Raw genomic sequence first — 18766 nt, 5'->3', positions numbered from 1 at the left:
GAGCAGGTGGGGCCGCTTCGGGGGCCGGCGCGGGGGCGGCCGACGGTGGAGCCGGCGCGGGTGCCCCACCTGGCGCAGAAGCCGGCGCGTGCACGCCCGACGGGGGAGCCGGTGCGGGTGCGACGGCCGGTGCGGGAGCCGGAGCGGCAGCGGGAGGTGTCCCACCCGACGGGGATGCCGGTGCGGGAGCCGGAGCGGCAGCGGGAGGTGTCCCACCCGACGGGGATGCCGGTGCGGGAGCCGCAGCCGGCGCGGGCCCGGCGGCGTGTGCGGGATCGATCCCGGTAGGCAGATGCGCCAGCATGCCGGGCTCCACACCAGGCGGTGGCACGTGTGGCACCGGTGCGGTCTCGGGAGCCGGGGCCGGCGCCGGCACACCCAGAGCAGGCGAACCGGGATTGGTCGGCTCCGCCACGAACTGGTTCACCGAAGCCGCGACGTTCTTGGACTCGGCCGGCGCAGCCGGATTGTGGACAAACGCCTGCGCCGCGGCCATCAGCAGCTGCGTCGCCTGTCCAGGGTTGCTGGCGGCCTGCTGGATTATCGGACTCAACTGGGTCAACGCCGGCAGGCCCGGTAGCTGCTGGTTGGGGTTGGGCTGCGGCGCCGCCGGGTCGGCTGCCGCGGCCGGGCACAGCCCGAACGCGGCAGCCGAGGTGACGACGGCGGCGGCCAAACCTTTGGACAGGCTCCACGTGCTTGCCACAGTAGTTTCTCCAGTCCTAGGTGAGGGTCAGCCGGTTGACAGTTGGGTCAGGGCAGGGCAGCGAGCAGCGTCTGGGGCGGACCTGCCGGTGCCCCAGGCGCGGGTGCCGCGGGCGCCGGGGCAGGGACAGCGGCCGGTAGTCCCGGAATGGCGCCCGAAGCCAACCCCGGCAGGGCCGCCTGGGCGAGACCCGGAATCGCCGATGCCAACCCGGGAAGCGCCGCTGCCGGCGCCGCTGGAGCCGCCGGGGTCAGCGGCGCGGTGACGCCCGGGATCGGTGTGGTCACCCCGGGAATGGCCGGCGTTGCCGCCGGTGCGGGAGCCGTCGGAGCCGCCACCGGTGCGGTGATACCGGGGATCGGTGTGGTCACCCCCGGAATGGCCGGCGTTCCGGCCGACGTCGCCGGTACAGCCGGTGCGGCGGGAGTCAGTCCCGGAATGATCGATGCGATGCCCGGGGCGGTAAGCGCGGGTTCCGGGGCTTTGGGGACCGGTGGGGTGGCTCCCAGTGCCGTCGCGAGATTTTGCAGGATTTGCGGCGCGTTGGCGGCCGACGCGATCAGCTGCTGCGGGATGTTGGAAACCGGATCCGGCACCGGCGCCGGGTCGGCGTGGGCGATTCCGCCCGTGAGTAAGGCGGCGGACGAACCGACCAAGACGGCGGCGGCGCGTATGTAGGTCCACATGGTTGGCATGACTCTCCCTGGTTAGCGGTGACAGGTCCCGCAGCTGAAGCTATCGCGGTACAGGTGTGACTCAAGTGACACGTGTGGCATTTATGTGATCGTTACCGATACGAGCGGCGGCGGTGACCCGGCACCCGCGGAACGTGTCCCACTAATGTCATCCGGGTAGACAGCACTTCAGCCGTCCCGACGGCGAGAACCACCCGGTGGCAGACGCGGGCAGCGCCGCCGCTGCTGATCCTGAGCGTCGCCGCGCGATTCGCCTGGACCTACCTGGCGCCCAACGGCGCGAACTTCGTCGACCTGCACGTCTATGTGGGCGGGGCGGCGGCTCTGGATCACCCGGGCACCCTCTACAGCTACGTGTACGCCGACCAGACACCGGACTTCCCGCTGCCGTTCACCTATCCACCGTTCGCTGCGGTCGTCTTCTATCCGCTGCACCTGCTGCCGTTCGGCCTGCTTGCGTTGCTGTGGCAGATCGCGACGATGGCCGCGCTGTACGGCTCCGTCCGGATCAGCCAGCGCCTCTTGGGCGTGCCGGCCGGTCGCGGTCACCGGACCACGATGCTGTGGACGGCGATCGCCATCTGGCTCGAGCCGCTGCGCAGCACCTTCGACTACGGGCAGATCAACGTCTTGCTGATGCTGGCGGCGCTGTGGGCTGTTTACACCACCCGCCGGTGGCTGTCCGGTGTGCTGGTCGGGGTGGCGGCCGGGATCAAGCTGACGCCGGCGATCACCGCCGTCTATTTCGTCGGGGTAAGGCGCTGGCTTGCCGCGGCCTGTTCGGCGATGGTGTTCGTGGCCAGTGTCGGCGTGTCGGTGCTGATCGTCGGTGACCAGGCGCGCTACTACTTCACCGACCTGTTGGGTGATGCTCGCCGGGTCGGGCCCGTTGCCACGTCGTTCAATCAGTCCTGGCGGGGCGCGATTTCCCGGATTCTCGGACACGACGCCGGTCTCGGTCCGCTGGTGCTGGCGGCCATCGCGGCCACGGCGGTACTGGCCGTCCTGGCCTGGCGGGCACTCGACCCATCCGATCAGTTGGGCAAGTTGCTGGTGGTCGAATTGTTCGGCCTACTGCTCTCGCCGATCTCGTGGACCCACCACTGGGTGTGGCTGGTGCCGCTGATGATCTGGCTGCTGCAAGGGCCACTGCTGCAAGGGCCACTGCGGCAACGCCCCGGCGCCCGGGTCATGGGCTGGGGCTGGTTGGCGCTGACCATCATCGGCGTGCCGTGGTTGCTCAGCTTCGCGCAACCGACCATTTGGGTGATCAGCCGGCCCTGGTATCTGGCCTGGGCCGGGCTGGTCTATCCGGTGGCGACGCTGGCAACCCTGGCCTGGGTGGCCGCGACGCGGAGTAGGTCACGCTAGTCCGGGCCAACGGCGCTACCGGCGTTGGAACAGGCGTCCGTGGTTGCGGAACCAGGCGATGGTGTCGTCTGAGTCGCGGACGAAATTGGATCGCGTACCTACGGGCTTGTTGTCGGGTCCGAGGTCAAGCCCATAGTCGGGCCGGTAGAAGGCAAGACCCAGGCGGCTGCTGTCCGCGCCGGGGTCGTCGGAGCTCATGGTGCCGTCGAGTTGGCCGTTCCCAGCCCGCAAGTCGATGACCGCCTGCCCGAGGCGGCCGGATTCATTGATCAGCTCGGCGACGTAGCGCCCCTGGTACGGCGCCAACTCGCCGGCGCTGAGATGCTGCGGTGTGGCGGGCAGGTTGCTGACCCCGGCAAAGCGGCGCAACGCCCAGTCATCGGCGAAAAGGTCGATGGTCAGCGCGGATCCGCCTTCGGAATTGGTGAGCAACGTCATGGCGAAGTTGCGCTCCGGCACCATGAAGAATCCCGAGCGTTGGCCGTTCCAGGTGCCGCCGTGCTGGACGATGATCGGGCCTTCCGCGGACGGCCGCAGCATCCAGGCAACACCCATTCCGGTGAGCTCGACTTGCAGGGTGCCGCCCGCGCCGGGGTCCGAGCGCATCGCCGCCAGCGATTGCGCGCCCAGCAGCCGGGTTCCGTCGGGTGCAGTGCCGTCGCCGAGGTGAAACCTGGCGTAGCGCAGTTGATCTCGCACACTGGAAATCAACGCGCCGGTCGGGTTGCAGCTACGCGGAAAGGACCAAAAGCCGGTGTCGACAACCGGTTTGCCGTCGACCACGTTGTGCGCGGCCGCCACATTCAGACCGACGATCTGGTCGGAGAAGTAGTGGGTGTGGCCAAGTTGCAGCGGGTCGAGCAACAGACGTTGCACCGCCGACTCGTACCCCGACCCGGTGACGACTTCGATGATCCGGCCCGCCACAACCAAACCGGCGTTGTTGTAAGCGAATACGGTTCCCGGCGCAGTCAGCTGCGGTAGTCGCGTCATCGAGGCGACGTACCGGGCCACCGCGTCATCGCCGCGGCCGAAGTCCTCGACGTCATCACCCATCCAGCCCGAGGTGTGATTGAGCAACTGACGCACCGTGACGGTGGCGCTGACCACCGGGTCGGCAACGGCGAACTCGGGAAGGTACCGGCGCACCGGCGCGTCCAGGTCCACCTTGCCCTCGTCCACCAGCCGCATGATCGTGGTTCCAGTGAATGTCTTTGTGGTGGAACCAATCCGGAAGACAGTATCGCCGTCGACGGGCACCGGATGGTCGATGTTGGTGACACCGTAGCCCTTCACGTATTCCTGACCACCGGCCCATACGCCGACCGCGACACCCGGGATCCCGTAGGCCTTCATGCCCGCGTCGATCTTGGTGTCGAGTTCGTCAAACGGGGTGGTTGCCGTGGGCTTGGCGCGATTGGCCGAACACGACAACGCCAGCGCCGCTGCGCCCGCGACAGCGCCGCCCAGTACGGTGCGTCTGGGTAGCGGCGATGTCACGGTGGCGGCGGGCCGATGGCATAGGGCGGCGGCTGCGTCGAGTTGACGCAGCTGGTGTCGGGCTGCTGCGGGGTGACGAAGAACGACGCGATGACGGCGGCGCCACAGCGATCAGCGTAGATGCCGTGGGCGGCGCCTGGGACGGTCACCGACGTGGCATGCGAAAGACGCTGGGCTACATATTGACCCGACTGCGGAGCGGTCTGCCCGTCATAGCTGCCCGACAGCACCAGCGCCGGGAAGTCGCCCGCGCTGACCCCGCGCACCCAATCGGACGCCTTGGGCACATTCCAGGCCGCGCAGGCCTGGCGCAGGAACGGCAGTTGCGGCGCCTGAGCACGCACCGAATCGGGCAGCGCCGCGAAAACCTCTCGGGCGGCCCGCAGTTGGTCGTCCTCGGACTCGAACGGTACCCATTCGCTGCACCAGATGCTCAGCGTCAGGCCCCAGCCCATCAGCCCGACCTTGCCGGGATTCACCCAAGCCGACGCCCAGCGCTGGGCGATACGCGCCGGATTGCCATGCGCGAGTTCGTCAATCGCGGCGGGCACCTCGGCCGGAAAATGCGTCCCCAGAGGGACCATCCAGTTCAGCAGGGCGCCGCCGTCGAGCACCACGTTGGTATCACCGGCCCCTTCGGCCTTGACGGTGGCGGTAACCGGATTCGCCTCGAGCTCATTGACCAGCCGGACGAACGTGTCCGCCAGGTTGGGATAGTGCGCCTGGCATGCCGGTTGGACGGTGCAGGCGCTCATCATGTTGTCGAACGCTTCCCGTGCGCTGCTCCAGGTCCACCCCGGACTCGCTATCGACGGCGGCGTCATCCCGTCGAGGGCCAGCGACCGGATGGCCGCTGCGTCCAGCCGCGAGTAGATCAAGGCCAGGTCGGTGCCGTAGGAGTGGGAGAACACATTCCACTGGTTGACGTGCAGCGCGTTGCGCAGATCGATGAGATCGTAGGCGCTCTCGGTGGAATTGAAGGCCGACAGGTCTGCGCCACCGGCCAGTCGGTCGTGGCAGGTCTTGACCGCCTGGACATACTCGTCGCCGGTGGTGGCCGCGTCATACCGCAGGCTCACCCGGCGAGCGAAGAACTCGTCGATTTCCGGGCAGGTCAGTACGGGTTGCGATGATCGATTGCCGCGCTGCGACAACAGGATCAGATCGCGATTGTGGTTGAGCCCCGCGCCCTCGGCGATCGGCGGGTCCAGGATGGCGTCCTCGCCCGGTCCGCCGGTGATGAAGACAATCGGGTCGGCGGCCGCGGGCTGGGTTTCCGACGGGATGATGGCGACGGCCAGGCGCAGCGTGCGCCCGCCGGGTTTGCTGCGATTTTCGGGAACCACCAGCACCGCGCAATGGGCGTCTTGCAGCTCCGGCACGGGTTGCGGCAGTTCCGGGCAGGGCGCCGACTCATACTGCGCCGGCGGGTGAGCCACCGTGGCCGGCGCTGCTGACCCGGGAGGTGACGAAGACCTGCCGCTCGACGGTGATGGCGGATGCGTGCAGGCCGCACACACCACGGTCAGCGTCATCGCCAGCACTAGTCCGGCGCGGCCGGCCGCGCTCATACCTCGCGTCCGAGCTCCGATCGGGACGGATCCGCGCAGCGCCATAGCAGGACATGTTCACATACCGCTGCGTCAGCAGACGGCAGATTGGCTCAGAATGGGCCGGCTAGTTCCCGACGATCCCGTCGATATCGCGTGCCATGTCAATATCGTGTTGGGTGATACCGCCCTCTGAATGCGTGACCAACGCGAAAGTTACCGTCCGCCAGCGGATATCGATATCCGGATGGTGATTCTTGCGTTCCGCGTGCTCGGCCACCCGGCGCACCGCGTCGATGCCGTCGAGGAACGCCGGAAACTTGACGGACCGGCGCAGGGCACCGCCGGCGCGCTCCCAGCCGTTGAGGTCGGGCAGTGCGGCGTCTACTTGCTCATCCGTTAACACAGCCATAACGCGACGGTACCCCGGTCGCAGCGAATCTTCCCAAATCGGCCACGGGGGCCCGGGCACGCCGGTATGGTCGCCCGCATCGGGCCATCTCCGTTAACCGCAGCGCACATAGGACGTTAAGTGTTTGGGGGCCCGCATGTTTCGCTCGTTAGCAGTCTTGGTAGCAGTCATGGCGGGAACGGCCGGTGCCGGCGTCGTCGCCCAGGCGTCAACCGCGGCAGCCGCCGGGATGTGCCCGCCGGGTAGCTATCAGAATTCGAGCGGTGTTTGCGTTCCGCGTCCGGACAACTCGAACGACGGCGTCACCGCGATTTGCCGGGACGGCTCGCATTCGCACAGCCAGCACCGCAATGGCACCTGCTCCGGTCACGGCGGAGTCGGCCAATGGTGTCCGTGCAGCTTCTCGTCCGGACACTTCCAACGGAATCCGGCCGCAGCACCGCGACGGTATACCGTGATTGCCCATGCCGGCGCAGATCGTCGTGGCGGGAGCCATTATCTGTGGTTCGACGGTCTTGGTGGCGCAACGGGTAAGGCCGCCGGAGCTGGCCGGGCGCTGGGAGCTTCCCGGCGGTAAGGTCGCCGCGGGCGAAACCGAGCGCGCCGCCCTGTCCCGGGAGCTGGCCGAGGAGCTGGGGCTCGACGACATCGCCGTGGGCAACCGCTTGGGCGACGACATTCCGTTGGGCGGCAACGTAATACTGCGGGCCTACCGGGTGCGGCTGCTCGGCGGTGAACCGGATGCGCGTGACCACCGTGCGCTGCGCTGGGTGACTGCGGAGCAACTGCATGATCTGGATTGGGTGCCGGCCGACCGCGGCTGGCTACCCGATCTCGCGAAGGCGCTGTGACGACGGCTCCACAGCCGCCTTTCAGCTAACGTCCAGGCCTGCTCAAGGTCGCCGCCGTCCACTGGAACAAGGACGTGACAAACCACTAACCTGGGATTTGCATGCCGGTAGCGATCGCGGCAGTCCGCTGGACGTCAGGGCCGGCTGCTATGCCGATGCTGACGCGAATTTCAGCCAACACACCGCGCGAGCCGACGATGATGGGCCACGCGCGGGCTTCGACTGTCCCGCGAGCGCGATCGGCTGGCTACGGCCCGGCGCCGGTCGTCCATGACAAGGAGGGTCACTGTTGACCATCACACCGCACGTCGGCGGAGCGATCGAGGAGCTGCTGGAGCGCAGCGGGCGGTTCTTCACCCCGGGGGAATTCTCGGCCGATCTGCGCACCGTAACCCGGCGCGGCGGGCGGGAGGCTGACGTTTTCTACCGTGACCGGTGGAGTCACGACAAGGTGGTCCGCTCCACGCACGGCGTCAACTGCACCGGATCCTGCTCATGGAAGATCTACGTCAAAGACGGCATCATCACCTGGGAAACCCAGCAGACCGACTACCCGTCGGTGGGCCCGGACCGCCCCGAGTACGAACCACGCGGCTGTCCCCGCGGCGCGTCGTTCTCCTGGTACAGCTATGCGCCGACCCGGCTTCGCTACCCGTATGCCCGCGGGGTGCTGATCGAGATGTACCGGGAGGCCAAAGCCCGGCTCGGCGACCCGGTGCTGGCGTGGGCCGACATCCAGGGCGATCCGCAGCGCCGCCGCCGCTATCAGCAAGCGCGCGGCAAGGGCGGACTGGTCCGGGTCAGCTGGGCCGAAGCCACCGAGCTGATCGCCGCGGCCCACGTGTACACCATTAAGACCTACGGTCCGGACCGGGTTGCCGGCTTCTCGCCGATCGCGGCGATGTCGATGGTGTCCTATGCCGCCGGCTCGCGGTTCTTCGAGTTGATCGGCGCCCCCATGACGTCGTTTTACGACTGGTACGCCGACCTGCCGGTGGCCTCGCCGCAGGTGTTCGGCGACCAGACCGATGTGCCCGAGTCCGGGGACTGGTGGGACGCGGCCTATCTGATGATGTGGGGTTCCAATGTGCCGATCACCCGGACCCCGGATGCGCACTGGATGGCCGAGGCCCGCTACCGCGGCACCAAGGTGGTCACCGTCAGCCCCGACTACGCCGACAACACCAAGTTCGCCGACGAGTGGATGCCGTGTGCGGCCGGCACCGACGGGGCGCTGGCCATGGCGATGGGCCACGTCATTCTCTCGGAATGCTATGTGCAAAAGCAGGTTCCGTTTTTCGTCGACTTCGCCCGCCGCTACACCGACCTGCCGTTCCTGATCAAGCTGGAACAGCGGGGCGAGATGCTGGTGCCGGGCAAGAACCTCACCGCAGCAGACCTCGACGAGGCCAGTAAGAACGCCGAGAACGCGGCGCTCAAGCCCGCGGTGCTGGACGAAACGACCGGCGCCGTCGTCGTGCCGCACGGCTCGCTGGGATTCCGCTACGGCGAGGACGGTGTCGGGAAGTGGAACCTCGATCTCGGTGATCTGCTGCCGGCGCTCACCGTACAGGGCGCGCACCGCGTCAACGGCGAAAACAGCACCGCGATCATCCACCTGCCCGGCTTCGACACGGTCAACGGCGAAGGCACCACCGTGGCCCGCGGCGTCCCGGTACGCCGGGTCGGTAAGCACCTGGTGTGCACGGTATTCGATCTGATGCTGGCCCACTACGGCGTGGCGCGCCCGGGCCTGCCCGGCCAATGGCCCACCGGCTACGACGATCCCACGCAACCCAACACCCCGGCCTGGCAGGAGCCGATCACCGGGGTGTCGGCCGGACAGGCTACCCGGGTCGCCCGCGAATTCGCCCGCAGCGCAGAGGAATCCGGCGGCCGGTCGATGATCATCATGGGTGGCGGCATCTGCCACTGGTTCCACGGCGACGCCATCTACCGTGCGGTGCTGGCGCTGTTGATGCTGACCGGCTCGATGGGACGCAACGGTGGCGGCTGGGCCCACTACGTCGGTCAGGAGAAGATCCGTCCGCTCACCGGATTCCAGACGATGTCGATGGCCACCGACTGGGTGCGCCCGCCGCGGCAGGTGCCCGGCGCCTCGTACTGGTACGCGCACGCCGACCAATGGCATTACGACGGCTACGGGGCCGACAAGTTGGCCAGCCCCGTGGGCCGGGGCCGGTTCGCCGACAAGCACACCATGGACGTGCTGGCCTCGGCGGTGGCGATGGGTTGGAGCCCGTATTACCCGCAGTTCGACCGATCCAGCCTGGACCTCGCCGACGAGGCGCACGCCGCAGGTCGCGACGCCGGTGAGTATGTCGCCGAGCAGTTGGCTCAGCGCAAACTCCAGCTTGCCGTGACCGATCCCGACAACCCTGTCAACTGGCCACGGGTCCTGACGGTGTGGCGCGCCAACCTGATCGGCTCGTCGGGTAAGGGCGGCGAGTATTTCCTGCGCCATCTGCTGGGAACCGATTCCAACGTGCAGGCCGGGCCGCCGTCCGACGGGATCCGGCCCGTCGACGTGGTCTGCGACGGCGACATTCCGGAGGGCAAGCTCGATCTGATGATGTCGATCGACTTCCGGATGACCTCGACCACACTGGTATCCGATGTGGTGCTGCCGGCGGCGACCTGGTATGAGAAGGCCGACATCTCCAGCACCGACATGCACCCCTATGTGCACGCGTTCAGCGCCGCGACCGATCCGCCGTGGGAAACCCGTTCGGATTTCGACGCTTTCGGCGCCATCGCCCGGGCATTCAGCGCCATGGCCAAGGGTCATCTGGGCATCCGCAGCGATGTGGTGCTCACCGCGTTGCAGCACGACACCCCGGATGCGATGGCATTTCCCGACGGCGCCGAAAACGATTGGCTGCATACCGGCGCGACGCCGGTACCGGGTCGCACGATGGGCAAGATCACCGTGGTGGAACGCGACTACGCCGCGATCTACGACAAGTGGCTGACGCTGGGTCCGCTCGTCGAGAAGTTCGGGTTGACCACCAAGGGCGTGACGGTGCATCCCTTCCAGGAGGTCGAGGAACTCCGAGCCGGATTCGGAGTGCTGAATTCCGGTGCGGCGGCGGGGCGTCCGGCCATCACCACCGCGGCGCGGATGGCCGACGTGCTGCTGCTGCTGTCCGGGACAACCAACGGCCGACTGGCCGTCGAGGGCTTCCGCGAGCTGGAGAAACGCACCGGTCAGCGGCTGGCGCATCTGGCCGAGGGCAGCGAAGACCGCCGCATCAGCTATGCCGATACCCAGGCGCGTCCGGTCCCGGTGATCACCAGCCCGGAGTGGTCGGGCAGCGAAACCGGCGGCCGCCGGTATGCGCCGTTCACCATCAACATCGAGAACCTCAAACCGTTTCACACGTTGACCGGGCGGATGCATTTCTACCTGGCGCACGACTGGATCGAGGAGCTCGGCGAACACCTGCCGGTTTTCCGCCCGCCGCTGGACGTGACGCGACTGTTCGGCCAGCCCGAGCTCGGCCCGGCCAACGACGGAATCGGACTCACCGTCCGGTATCTGACGCCGCACTCGAAGTGGTCGTTCCACTCCACCTACCAGGACAACCTGTACATGCTGTCGCTGTCCCGCGGCGGTCCCACCATGTGGATGAGCCCGGCAGATGCGGCGAAAATCCAAGTGCGCGACAATGATTGGGTCGAGGCCGTCAATGCCAACGGCATCTACGTGTGCCGGGCCATCGTGTCACACCGGATTCCCGACGGCGTGGTGTTCGTCTACCACGTGCAGGAACGCACGGTGGACACGCCGCGCACCGAGACCAACAACAAGCGCGGCGGTAACCACAACGCGCTCACCCGCATCCGAATCAAGCCCAGTCACTTGGCCGGTGGTTACGGTCAGCACGCGTTCGCGTTCAACTATCTGGGCCCGACAGGCAATCAGCGTGACGAGGTGACCGTGGTACGACGTCGCAGCCAGGAAGTGCGGTACTGACAATGAAAGTCATGGCGCAGCTGGCGATGGTGATGAACCTCGACAAATGCATTGGCTGCCATACCTGTTCGGTCACCTGCAAGCAGGCCTGGACCAACCGCGGCGGCACCGAGTACGTATGGTTCAACAACGTCGAAACCCGTCCGGGCCAAGGCTATCCCCGCACCTACGAGGACCAGGAGCGCTGGCGGGGCGGCTGGATACGCGACCAGAAGGGCCGGTTGCGCCTGCGTGACGGCGGCCGCTTCCACAAGCTGTTGCGGATCTTCGCCAACCCCAAGTTGCCGACCATCGACGAGTACTACGAGCCGTGGACCTACGACTACGAAAACCTGACCACCGCACCGGCGGGTGATACCTTTCCGACCGCGGCACCCCGAAGCCTGATCAGCGGCAAGACGATGAAGGTGTCGTGGGGACCGAACTGGGACGACAACCTGGCCGGCTCGCCGGAGATCCTGGCCGAAGACCCGATCTTGAAGAAGGTCAACCAAGTCAACCAAGAGGTCCGGCTGAAGCTGGAAGAAACCTTCATGTTCTACCTGCCGCGTATCTGCGAGCACTGCCTCAACCCGTCCTGCGTGGCGTCGTGCCCGTCGGGCGCGATGTACAAGCGCAGCGAGGACGGCATCGTGCTGGTCGACCAGGACCGCTGCCGCGGCTGGCGGATGTGTGTGTCCGGATGTCCTTACAAGAAGGTCTATTTCAACCACAAGACCGGCAAGGCCGAGAAGTGCACACTGTGCTATCCGCGGATGGAGGTCGGCCTGCCGACCATCTGCTCGGAGACCTGTGTCGGGCGGCTGCGCTACCTGGGCCTGGTGCTCTACGACGTCGACCGGGTGCTCGAGGCCGCCTCTGTGGAAAACGACACCGACCTGTACCAGGCGCAACGGCGAATCCTGTTGGACGCATGCGATCCTGAGGTCATCGCCGGTGCCCGCGCGGAAGGTATCTCCGAGGAGTGGATCGAAGCGGCGCAGCGCTCCCCGGTCTATGCGCTGATCAACACCTACCAAGTGGCGCTGCCGTTGCATCCGGAGTACCGGACGATGCCGATGGTCTGGTACATCCCACCGCTGTCGCCGGTGGTCGACGCGGTCAGCCGCGACGGTCACGACGGCGAAGAGTTGGGCAACCTGTTCGGTGCGCTGGAGGCGCTGCGGATCCCGATGCAGTACCTGGCCGAACTGTTCACCGCCGGCGACACCGCCGTGGTGGAAGCCGTGTTGCGGCGGCTGGCGGCGATGCGCTCCTACATGCGCGACATCAATCTCGGCCGGGAGACTCAGCCCCACATTCCGCAGTCGGTCGGGATGACCGAAGAACAGATGTACGAAATGTATCGGCTGCTCGCCATCGCGAAATACGAAGAGCGGTATGTCATTCCGACAGCGTTCAGCCCGCAGGCCCGCCAGCTGGAGCAGATGGGCTGCTCGCTGACCGGCGACGGCGGCCCCGGCATGTACGAAGACGGCGCACCGGTGCCCGTCTCGGTGCAGACATTCCATGCCCAACAGCGTTCGACCCAGGTGGACCTGCTGACCTGGGACGGCGACCAGCCGCCGGTCGGGATGTTCCCGGAAAAGCAGCAGCGATGAAGCTGCGCTCCCGATCCAGCGAACCGGCGCTGCGCGACCGGCTGGTGTGGCAGGTGGCGTCACTGCTGCTGGCCTACCCCGACGACGGGCTGACCGAGCGCCTGGACACCGTCGAAGGCCTGTTGGCGTACCTGGACGGGACCGTCGCGGACCTGCTCGGGCGAACGGTCGCCGCGCTGCGTGCCGCGGAGCCGATGGCCGCAGCCATGGACTACGTCGCCACATTCGACATGCGCCGGCGCGCCACGATGTATCTGACGTACTGGACAGCAGGGGATACCCGCAACCGCGGCCGGGAGATGCTGGCCTTCGCCACCGCGTACCGGGAGGCGGGTGTGGAGCCGCCGCGCAGCGAGGCGCCGGATCATTTGCCGGTGGTGCTCGAGTTCGCCGCGACCGTCGCACCCGAGGTGGGACGGCGGTTGTTGACCGAGCACCGGGTCCCGATCGACGTGCTGCGGTCCGCGTTGGCCGACGCCGAGTCGCCGTACCAGCACACCGTGGCGGCGGTGTGCGAGACGTTGCCGGCGGCCACCGACCAGGAGGTGCGCCGGGCGCAGCGTCTGGCTCGGCAACTTTACGAAGCCGGGCCGCCCGCGGAAGCCGTTGGGCTGCAACCGTTTACCTTGACCGTGCCGCCCCGTCGTCAAGAAAGAGCGCCCGATGTTTAGCAACGTACTGTTCTGGGACATCACCCCCTACGTCACGCTGGCGGTGTTGGTGGTCGGTCTCTGGTGGCGATACCGCTACGACAAATTCGGCTGGACCTCACGCTCCTCGCAGATCTACGAGTCGCGGCTGCTCAGTATCGCCAGCCCGATCTTCCACTTCGGCATCCTGGCGGTGTTCGCCGGGCACGTGATGGGGTTGTTCATCCCGCCGCGGGTGACGAAGGCGCTTCATGTCAGCGACTACGTCTACCACCTGCAAGCGGTGATCGCCGGATCCATTGCGGGCTTCGCGACGCTGGTGGGCGTTGGTTTGCTGATCTACCGGCGGTTCACCCGTCCGGCGGTGTCGGCGTCCACCACCCGCAGCGACAAGGTGATGTATGTGGTGCTGGTGCTGGCCATCGTTGCGGGCCTCTACTGCGACCTGATCGGCACCGGGCCACACGGCGGCGAGTTCCACTACCGCTACACGGTCGGGATGTGGTTCCGGCGGATCTGGTTGTTCCAGCCGCACGGGGAAGTGATGATCAATGCACCGTTGGACTACCAGTTGCATGCCCTGATCGGGATGGTGCTGTTCGTGCTGTGGCCGTTCACCCGGCTGGTGCACGTATTGAGCGCCCCGATCGCCTACCTGTTCAGGCCCTACATCGTCTACCGCAGCCGCGAGGTGGCCGCCACGGGCCAGCTAGTCGGTTCGGCGCCGCCCCGCCGGGGCTGGTAGCGCCGCCCCCAGGGCGCGCCGAGGCTGCGCGCAGTGCGCCGCCCAGCCGCCCGCGGCAGCGCTGCACGCAGAGTCGATGTACGAGACAGCGCCGGATGCTGGTTTTCGCGAACCGGCCACCGGGCTGCCACAATCACCGACGTGCCATTCCGCAATGTCGCCATCGTCGCGCACGTCGACCACGGCAAAACCACGCTGGTCGACGCCATGCTGCGGCAATCCGGCGCGCTGGCCGAACGCGGCGGACTGCAGGAACGCGTGATGGACACCGGTGACCTGGAGCGGGAAAAGGGCATCACCATCCTGGCCAAGAACACCGCCGTGCACCGCCATAAGCCCGATGGCACCGTGACTGTGATCAATGTCATCGACACGCCCGGACACGCCGATTTCGGCGGCGAGGTGGAACGCGGGCTGTCCATGGTGGACGGGGTGTTGCTGCTGGTCGACGCGTCCGAGGGGCCGCTGCCGCAGACGCGGTTCGTGCTGCGCAAGGCGCTGGCCGCCCATTTGCCGGTGATTCTCGTCGTCAACAAGACGGACCGGCCCGACGCGCGCATCGCCGAGGTCGTCGAGGCCAGTCACGACCTGTTGCTGGACGTGGCCAGCGATCTCGACGACGAAGCAGCCGCAGCCGCCGAGCACGCGCTGGGCCTGCCCACGCTGTTCGCATCCGGACGCGCCGGGGTGGCCAGCACCGTCCAGCCGCTCGACGGCCATGTTCCCGACGGCGACAACCTCGATCCGCTGTTCGAGGTCCTCGAAGAGCATGTGCCGCCGCCCCGCGGCGACCCGGACGCGCCGTTGCAGGCGCTGGTCACCAACCTCGACGCGTCGACGTTTCTGGGCCGGTTGGCGTTGATCCGCATCTACAACGGGCGCATCCGCAAGGGCCAGCAGGTCGCCTGGATACGGGAAGCGGGCACCGCTACTGCCAAGATCACCGAATTGCTGGCCACCGAAGGGGTGGAACGCAATCCGACCGAGGAGGCCGTCGCCGGCGACATAGTGGCGGTCGCCGGCCTGCCGGAGATCATGATCGGCGACACGCTTGCCGACCTGACGAATCCCGTTGCGCTGCCGAGGATCGCCGTCGACGAGCCGGCCATCTCGGTCACCGTCGGCACCAACACCTCGCCGCTGGCCGGCAAGGTGCCGGGCCACAAGCTCACCGCCCGCATGGTCCGCAACCGGCTGGACGCCGAACTGGTGGGCAATGTGTCGATCCGGGTCCTCGACATCGGCGCGCCGGACGCCTGGGAGGTGCAGGGCCGCGGCGAGCTGGCGCTGGCCGTGCTGGTCGAGCAGATGCGCCGCGAGGGCTTCGAATTGACCGTGGGCAAGCCGCAAGTGGTGACCAAGACCATCGACGGCAAGTTGCATGAGCCGTTCGAGGCGATGACCGTCGACTGTCCGGAGGAATACGTCGGCGCGGTGACCCAATTGATGGCCGCGCGCAAGGGGCGCATGGTGGAGATGGCCAACCACACCACCGGCTGGGTCCGGATGGATTTCGTGGTGCCCAGCCGCGGCCTGATCGGGTGGCGCACCGACTTCCTCACCGAGACCCGCGGCACCGGCGTCGGGCATGCGGTGTTCGACGGGTACAAGCCGTGGGCCGGGGAGATCCGGGCGCGGCACACCGGATCGCTGGTCTCCGACCGGTCCGGCACCATCACCCCGTTCGCGCTGCTCCAACTCGCCGATCGGGGCCAGTTCTTCGTCGAGCCCGGCCAGGACACCTACGAGGGCATGGTCGTCGGCATCAATCCGCGCCCGGAGGACCTCGACGTCAACGTCACCCGGGAGAAGAAGCTGACCAACATGCGGTCATCGACCGCGGATGTCATCGAGACGCTGGCCAAGCCGCTCGAACTCGACCTGGAGCGGGCCATGGAGTTCTGCGCGCCCGACGAATGCGTCGAGGTGACCCCGGAGATCGTGCGGGTCCGCAAGGTCGAGCTGGATGCCACCTCCCGGGCCCGCAGCCGGGCGCGGTCCAAGGCCCGGGGTTAGCTTGGGTTCGCCCGGCTCGCCCGAGCGTGATGCCACTGCGAAATCCGGCCCGGTTTTTCGCAGTGACGTCACTCTCGCGGGCAAGCTAGATACCCTAAGCATCGTGCTGCACCGAGCCCGTCATGTCCTGGTGACGGTCGGCGTGCTGATCTCGACGCTGGGTGTGGCGCTGTCCGGTTGCACGGTGAGCCCGCCGCCGGCGCCGCAGAGCACGGATACCGCGCACGTCACACCCCCCCCGCCGCCGCATCCCACACAGATCATCATGGGCATCGACTCGATCGGCGCCGGGTTCAATCCGCATCTGCTCTCGGATCTGTCGCCGGTGAACGCCGCCATCAGCGCGCTGGTGTTGCCCAGCGCCTTCCGCCCGGTGCCCGATGCCAGCTCGCCGACCGGTTCGCGCTGGGAGATGGACCCGACGTTGCTGGTGTCGGCGGATGTGACCAGCGAAAACCCGTTTACGGTGACCTACAAGATCCGGCCCGAGGCGCAATGGACCGACAACGCGCCCATCGCCGCCGACGACTTCTGGTACCTGTGGCGGCAGATGGTCAGCCAGCCGGGCGTCGTCGATCCGGCCGGCTATGACCTGATCACCGGTGTGCAATCGCTCGAAGGCGGTAAGCAGGCCGTGGTGACCTTCGCGCAGCCATACCCGGCCTGGCGGGAGTTGTTCAACAACCTGCTGCCGGCGCACATCGTCAAGGACGTGCCGGGCGGTTTCGCCGCGGGGCTGGCCCGGGCGCTGCCCGTCACGGGCGGGCAGTTCCGGGTGGAGAACATCGACCCGCAGCGCGACGAGATCCTGATCGCCCGCAACGACCGGTACTGGGGGCCGCCTGCCAAACCCGGCCTGATCCTCTTCCGGCGGGCCGGGGCGCCCGCAGCGCTGGCCGATTCGGTGCGTAACGGCGACACGCAGGTGGCGCAGGTGCATGGCGGTTCGGCGGCCTTCGCGCAGTTGTCGGCCATTCCGGATGTGCGGACCGCGCGGATCGTGACACCGCGGGTCATGCAGCTGACGCTGCGGGCAAACGTGCCGAAGCTGGCCGACACGCAAGTCCGCAAGGCGATCCTGGGGCTGCTGGACATCGACCTGCTGGCCGCGGTGGGCGCCGGCAGCGACAACACCGTGACCCTGGACCAGGCGCAGATCCGCTCGCCCAGCGACCCGGGCTATGTGCCGACCGCGCCACCGGCGATGACGACCACCACCGCGTTGGGGTTGCTGGCGGCATCCGGGTATGAGATCGACAGCAACACGTCGGCGTCGACCGCGCCGCCGGGACCGGGTTCGACCACACCGGTGAGCACCGGGCCGCCCGAAGTGATCCGGGGCCGGGTCAGTAAGGACGGCAAACAGCTGTCATTGGTCATCGGGGTGGCGGCGAACGACCCGACGTCGGTGGCGGTCGCCAATACGGCCGCCGACCAACTGCGCAACGTCGGGATCGACGCGACCGTGCTGGCCCTGGACCCGGTCATCCTTTACCGGGATGCGTTGAACGACAACCGGATTGACGCAATCGTCGGCTGGCATCAAGCCGGCGGAAACCTGGCGGCATTGCTGTCCTCCCGTTACAGCTGTCCCGCGCTGCAGGCCACCCAGGTCCCGCCACCGGCTTCGCCGGCGGTTACCCCGACGGGCGCCACGCCGACCGTGGCCCCCGACACGGTTACGCCCACGCCGCAGCCCGGCCCGGCGCCCGATCCGGGCGCGCTGGTCAAGGCGCCGTCGAACCTCACCGGGATCTGCGATCGCAGCATCCAGTCGCATATCGACGCCGCCCTCAACGGCACCAAGAACATCAACGACGTGATCACCGCAATCGAACCGCGACTGTGGAATATGTCGACAGTGCTGCCGATATTGCAGGACACCACGATCGTCGCCGCCGGCCCGAGCGTGCGGAACGTCAGCCTGTCCGGCGCGGTGCCGGTCGGCATCGTCGGCGACGCCGGCCACTGGGTCAAGACCGGGCCATAGCAGATCTCGGGACGCATCCTTCGGGTAAACCCGTGGCGGTATGCGGTAGCCCTTTTCGCGCGATCACGGGACCGCCCGCGGAAAGCGTCATGCATTGCCCGAGTGGCAAATTGTTACCAACGGATTTCGCCGGTGAAACCGCGTTGGGACAGGCGGTCGCCGGCGGCAACGGCGCACTGGGCGGGGTGCTCAACGCCGGCTTCAACGCCGCCAACTCTCTGGTGTATGCCGGCGAGCATTTCGTCAACACCGTCTCGGGTGTACCGGTTCCGGACGGCTTCCATTCCTGCTTGTCGGCGGGTCGGCGGCGGGCGAAGCCCAACTCGGCGGTATCGCGGGCGCGATCACTCAAAAACTCAATGCTGGAGGCCAACTTGATCGGCCTGACCGGCGGCGTGGTGACACCCTGGGCGCACCCGCTCCGGCAGGTTTTTACGCCGACTTGATCATCGGTGGTGATGGGCAGCTCTTCAGCGACGGTCAGGTCGGCGGCCTGTTGGGTGCCGTGCAGCAGAAACTGATGCTCGACACCCAGTTGGTCGGCCTGGTTCTCGGCGGCGGACCAGTCGATGTCGCTACCGGTGTCGAAACCGGCCGCCCCGGCGAAATCGGTGGCAGCGGCGGCGAAATCGGTGGCGGCGAGGTCGGCGGCGCAACGTACTGACGGCGGCGGTCCGTTGCC

Annotated in this window: 15 protein-coding genes and 1 pseudogene; 11 read left to right on the top strand and 5 right to left on the bottom strand. The window is 67.5% G+C overall.

From position 1 onward, the window contains the following. Window positions 1-706, bottom strand: a pseudogene (locus tag EET03_RS20475) (Rv1157c family protein); the annotation flags it as partial. A 47-nt stretch (window positions 707-753) separates the two neighbouring features. Next, on the bottom strand, window positions 754-1401 hold the full coding sequence (locus EET03_RS20470) for a hypothetical protein (protein ID WP_082274475.1): 648 nt from the start codon (window positions 1399-1401) through the stop codon (window positions 754-756). 150 nt (window positions 1402-1551) lie between these two features. Between EET03_RS20470 and EET03_RS20465 the strand changes: the two genes are divergently transcribed. Next, window positions 1552-2772, top strand: a complete 1221-nt coding sequence (locus EET03_RS20465; protein ID WP_075541429.1) for a mannosyltransferase — start codon at window positions 1552-1554, stop codon at window positions 2770-2772. Window positions 2773-2787: 15 nt separating this feature from the next. On the opposite strand, the gene EET03_RS20460 is transcribed toward EET03_RS20465, so the two are convergent. From EET03_RS20460 to EET03_RS20450, 3 genes are all read right to left on the bottom strand, one after another. Further along, the gene (locus EET03_RS20460; RefSeq protein WP_244232456.1) at window positions 2788-4212 is read right to left on the bottom strand and encodes a serine hydrolase domain-containing protein; all 1425 of its coding nucleotides are present in this window, start codon (window positions 4210-4212) and stop codon (window positions 2788-2790) included. A 56-nt stretch (window positions 4213-4268) separates the two neighbouring features. Beyond that, window positions 4269-5843: an alpha/beta fold hydrolase gene (locus tag EET03_RS20455; protein WP_244232455.1), complete on the bottom strand. Its 1575-nt coding sequence runs from the start codon at window positions 5841-5843 to the stop codon at window positions 4269-4271. A gap of 106 nt (window positions 5844-5949) precedes the next feature. Next, window positions 5950-6234: a 4a-hydroxytetrahydrobiopterin dehydratase gene (locus tag EET03_RS20450; RefSeq protein WP_063471378.1), complete on the bottom strand. Its 285-nt coding sequence runs from the start codon at window positions 6232-6234 to the stop codon at window positions 5950-5952. 136 nt (window positions 6235-6370) lie between these two features. On the opposite strand from EET03_RS20450, the gene EET03_RS32760 reads away from it, so the two are divergent. The 10 genes from EET03_RS32760 to EET03_RS20400 all read left to right on the top strand — a co-directional run bounded on the left by EET03_RS32760 (window position 6371) and on the right by EET03_RS20400 (window position 18748). After that, window positions 6371-6811, top strand: a complete 441-nt coding sequence (locus tag EET03_RS32760; RefSeq protein ID WP_321182457.1) for a DUF3761 domain-containing protein — start codon at window positions 6371-6373, stop codon at window positions 6809-6811. Beyond that, window positions 6699-7085 (top strand): (deoxy)nucleoside triphosphate pyrophosphohydrolase, encoded by a 387-nt coding sequence (locus EET03_RS20440; RefSeq protein WP_075541428.1) that lies wholly within the window; start codon window positions 6699-6701, stop codon window positions 7083-7085. Before EET03_RS32760 ends, EET03_RS20440 begins: the two co-directional genes overlap by 113 nt. A 289-nt stretch (window positions 7086-7374) precedes the next feature. Then, on the top strand, window positions 7375-11082 hold the full coding sequence (locus EET03_RS20435; RefSeq protein ID WP_075541427.1) for a nitrate reductase subunit alpha: 3708 nt from the start codon (window positions 7375-7377) through the stop codon (window positions 11080-11082). Between the two features lie 2 nt (window positions 11083-11084). After that, entirely contained in the window at window positions 11085-12683 is a 1599-nt protein-coding gene (gene narH, locus EET03_RS20430) for a nitrate reductase subunit beta (protein ID WP_075541426.1), read from the top strand. Next, on the top strand, window positions 12680-13354 hold the full coding sequence (gene narJ, locus EET03_RS20425) for a nitrate reductase molybdenum cofactor assembly chaperone (RefSeq protein WP_075541425.1): 675 nt from the start codon (window positions 12680-12682) through the stop codon (window positions 13352-13354). The genes narH and narJ overlap by 4 nt, the downstream gene beginning before the upstream one ends. Further along, window positions 13347-14078 carry a respiratory nitrate reductase subunit gamma gene (narI, locus tag EET03_RS20420; protein ID WP_075541424.1) on the top strand — a complete coding sequence of 244 codons (732 nt, stop codon included), beginning with the start codon at window positions 13347-13349 and terminating at the stop codon, window positions 14076-14078. The genes narJ and narI overlap by 8 nt, the downstream gene beginning before the upstream one ends. A 141-nt stretch (window positions 14079-14219) precedes the next feature. Then, the gene (typA, locus tag EET03_RS20415; RefSeq protein ID WP_099193697.1) at window positions 14220-16094 is read left to right on the top strand and encodes a translational GTPase TypA; all 1875 of its coding nucleotides are present in this window, start codon (window positions 14220-14222) and stop codon (window positions 16092-16094) included. A gap of 100 nt (window positions 16095-16194) precedes the next feature. Then, the gene (locus tag EET03_RS20410; RefSeq protein WP_075541461.1) at window positions 16195-18084 is read left to right on the top strand and encodes an ABC transporter substrate-binding protein; all 1890 of its coding nucleotides are present in this window, start codon (window positions 16195-16197) and stop codon (window positions 18082-18084) included. 89 nt (window positions 18085-18173) lie between these two features. Further along, on the top strand, window positions 18174-18530 hold the full coding sequence (locus EET03_RS20405) for a hypothetical protein (RefSeq protein ID WP_075541422.1): 357 nt from the start codon (window positions 18174-18176) through the stop codon (window positions 18528-18530). Further along, entirely contained in the window at window positions 18527-18748 is a 222-nt protein-coding gene (locus EET03_RS20400) for a hypothetical protein (protein WP_075541421.1), read from the top strand. The genes EET03_RS20405 and EET03_RS20400 overlap by 4 nt, the downstream gene beginning before the upstream one ends. Window positions 18749-18766: the final 18 nt, after the last annotated feature.

This window comes from Mycobacterium innocens (assembly GCF_900566055.1).
GTDB lineage: Bacteria > Actinomycetota > Actinomycetes > Mycobacteriales > Mycobacteriaceae > Mycobacterium > Mycobacterium innocens.
This window is presented reverse-complemented; position numbering and strand designations above follow the sequence as displayed.

Coding starts and splice junctions, on each gene's coding strand:
- EET03_RS20405 (WP_075541422.1), top strand. CDS start 18,174: ATGCATTGCCCGAGTGGCAAATTGTTACCAACGGATTTCGCCGGTGAA.
- EET03_RS20470 (WP_082274475.1), bottom strand. CDS start 1,401: ATGCCAACCATGTGGACCTACATACGCGCCGCCGCCGTCTTGGTCGGT.
- EET03_RS20440 (WP_075541428.1), top strand. CDS start 6,699: ATGCCGGCGCAGATCGTCGTGGCGGGAGCCATTATCTGTGGTTCGACG.
- narI (WP_075541424.1), top strand. CDS start 13,347: ATGTTTAGCAACGTACTGTTCTGGGACATCACCCCCTACGTCACGCTG.
- EET03_RS20455 (WP_244232455.1), bottom strand. CDS start 5,843: ATGAGCGCGGCCGGCCGCGCCGGACTAGTGCTGGCGATGACGCTGACC.
- narH (WP_075541426.1), top strand. CDS start 11,085: ATGAAAGTCATGGCGCAGCTGGCGATGGTGATGAACCTCGACAAATGC.
- EET03_RS32760 (WP_321182457.1), top strand. CDS start 6,371: ATGTTTCGCTCGTTAGCAGTCTTGGTAGCAGTCATGGCGGGAACGGCC.
- EET03_RS20450 (WP_063471378.1), bottom strand. CDS start 6,234: ATGGCTGTGTTAACGGATGAGCAAGTAGACGCCGCACTGCCCGACCTC.
- narJ (WP_075541425.1), top strand. CDS start 12,680: ATGAAGCTGCGCTCCCGATCCAGCGAACCGGCGCTGCGCGACCGGCTG.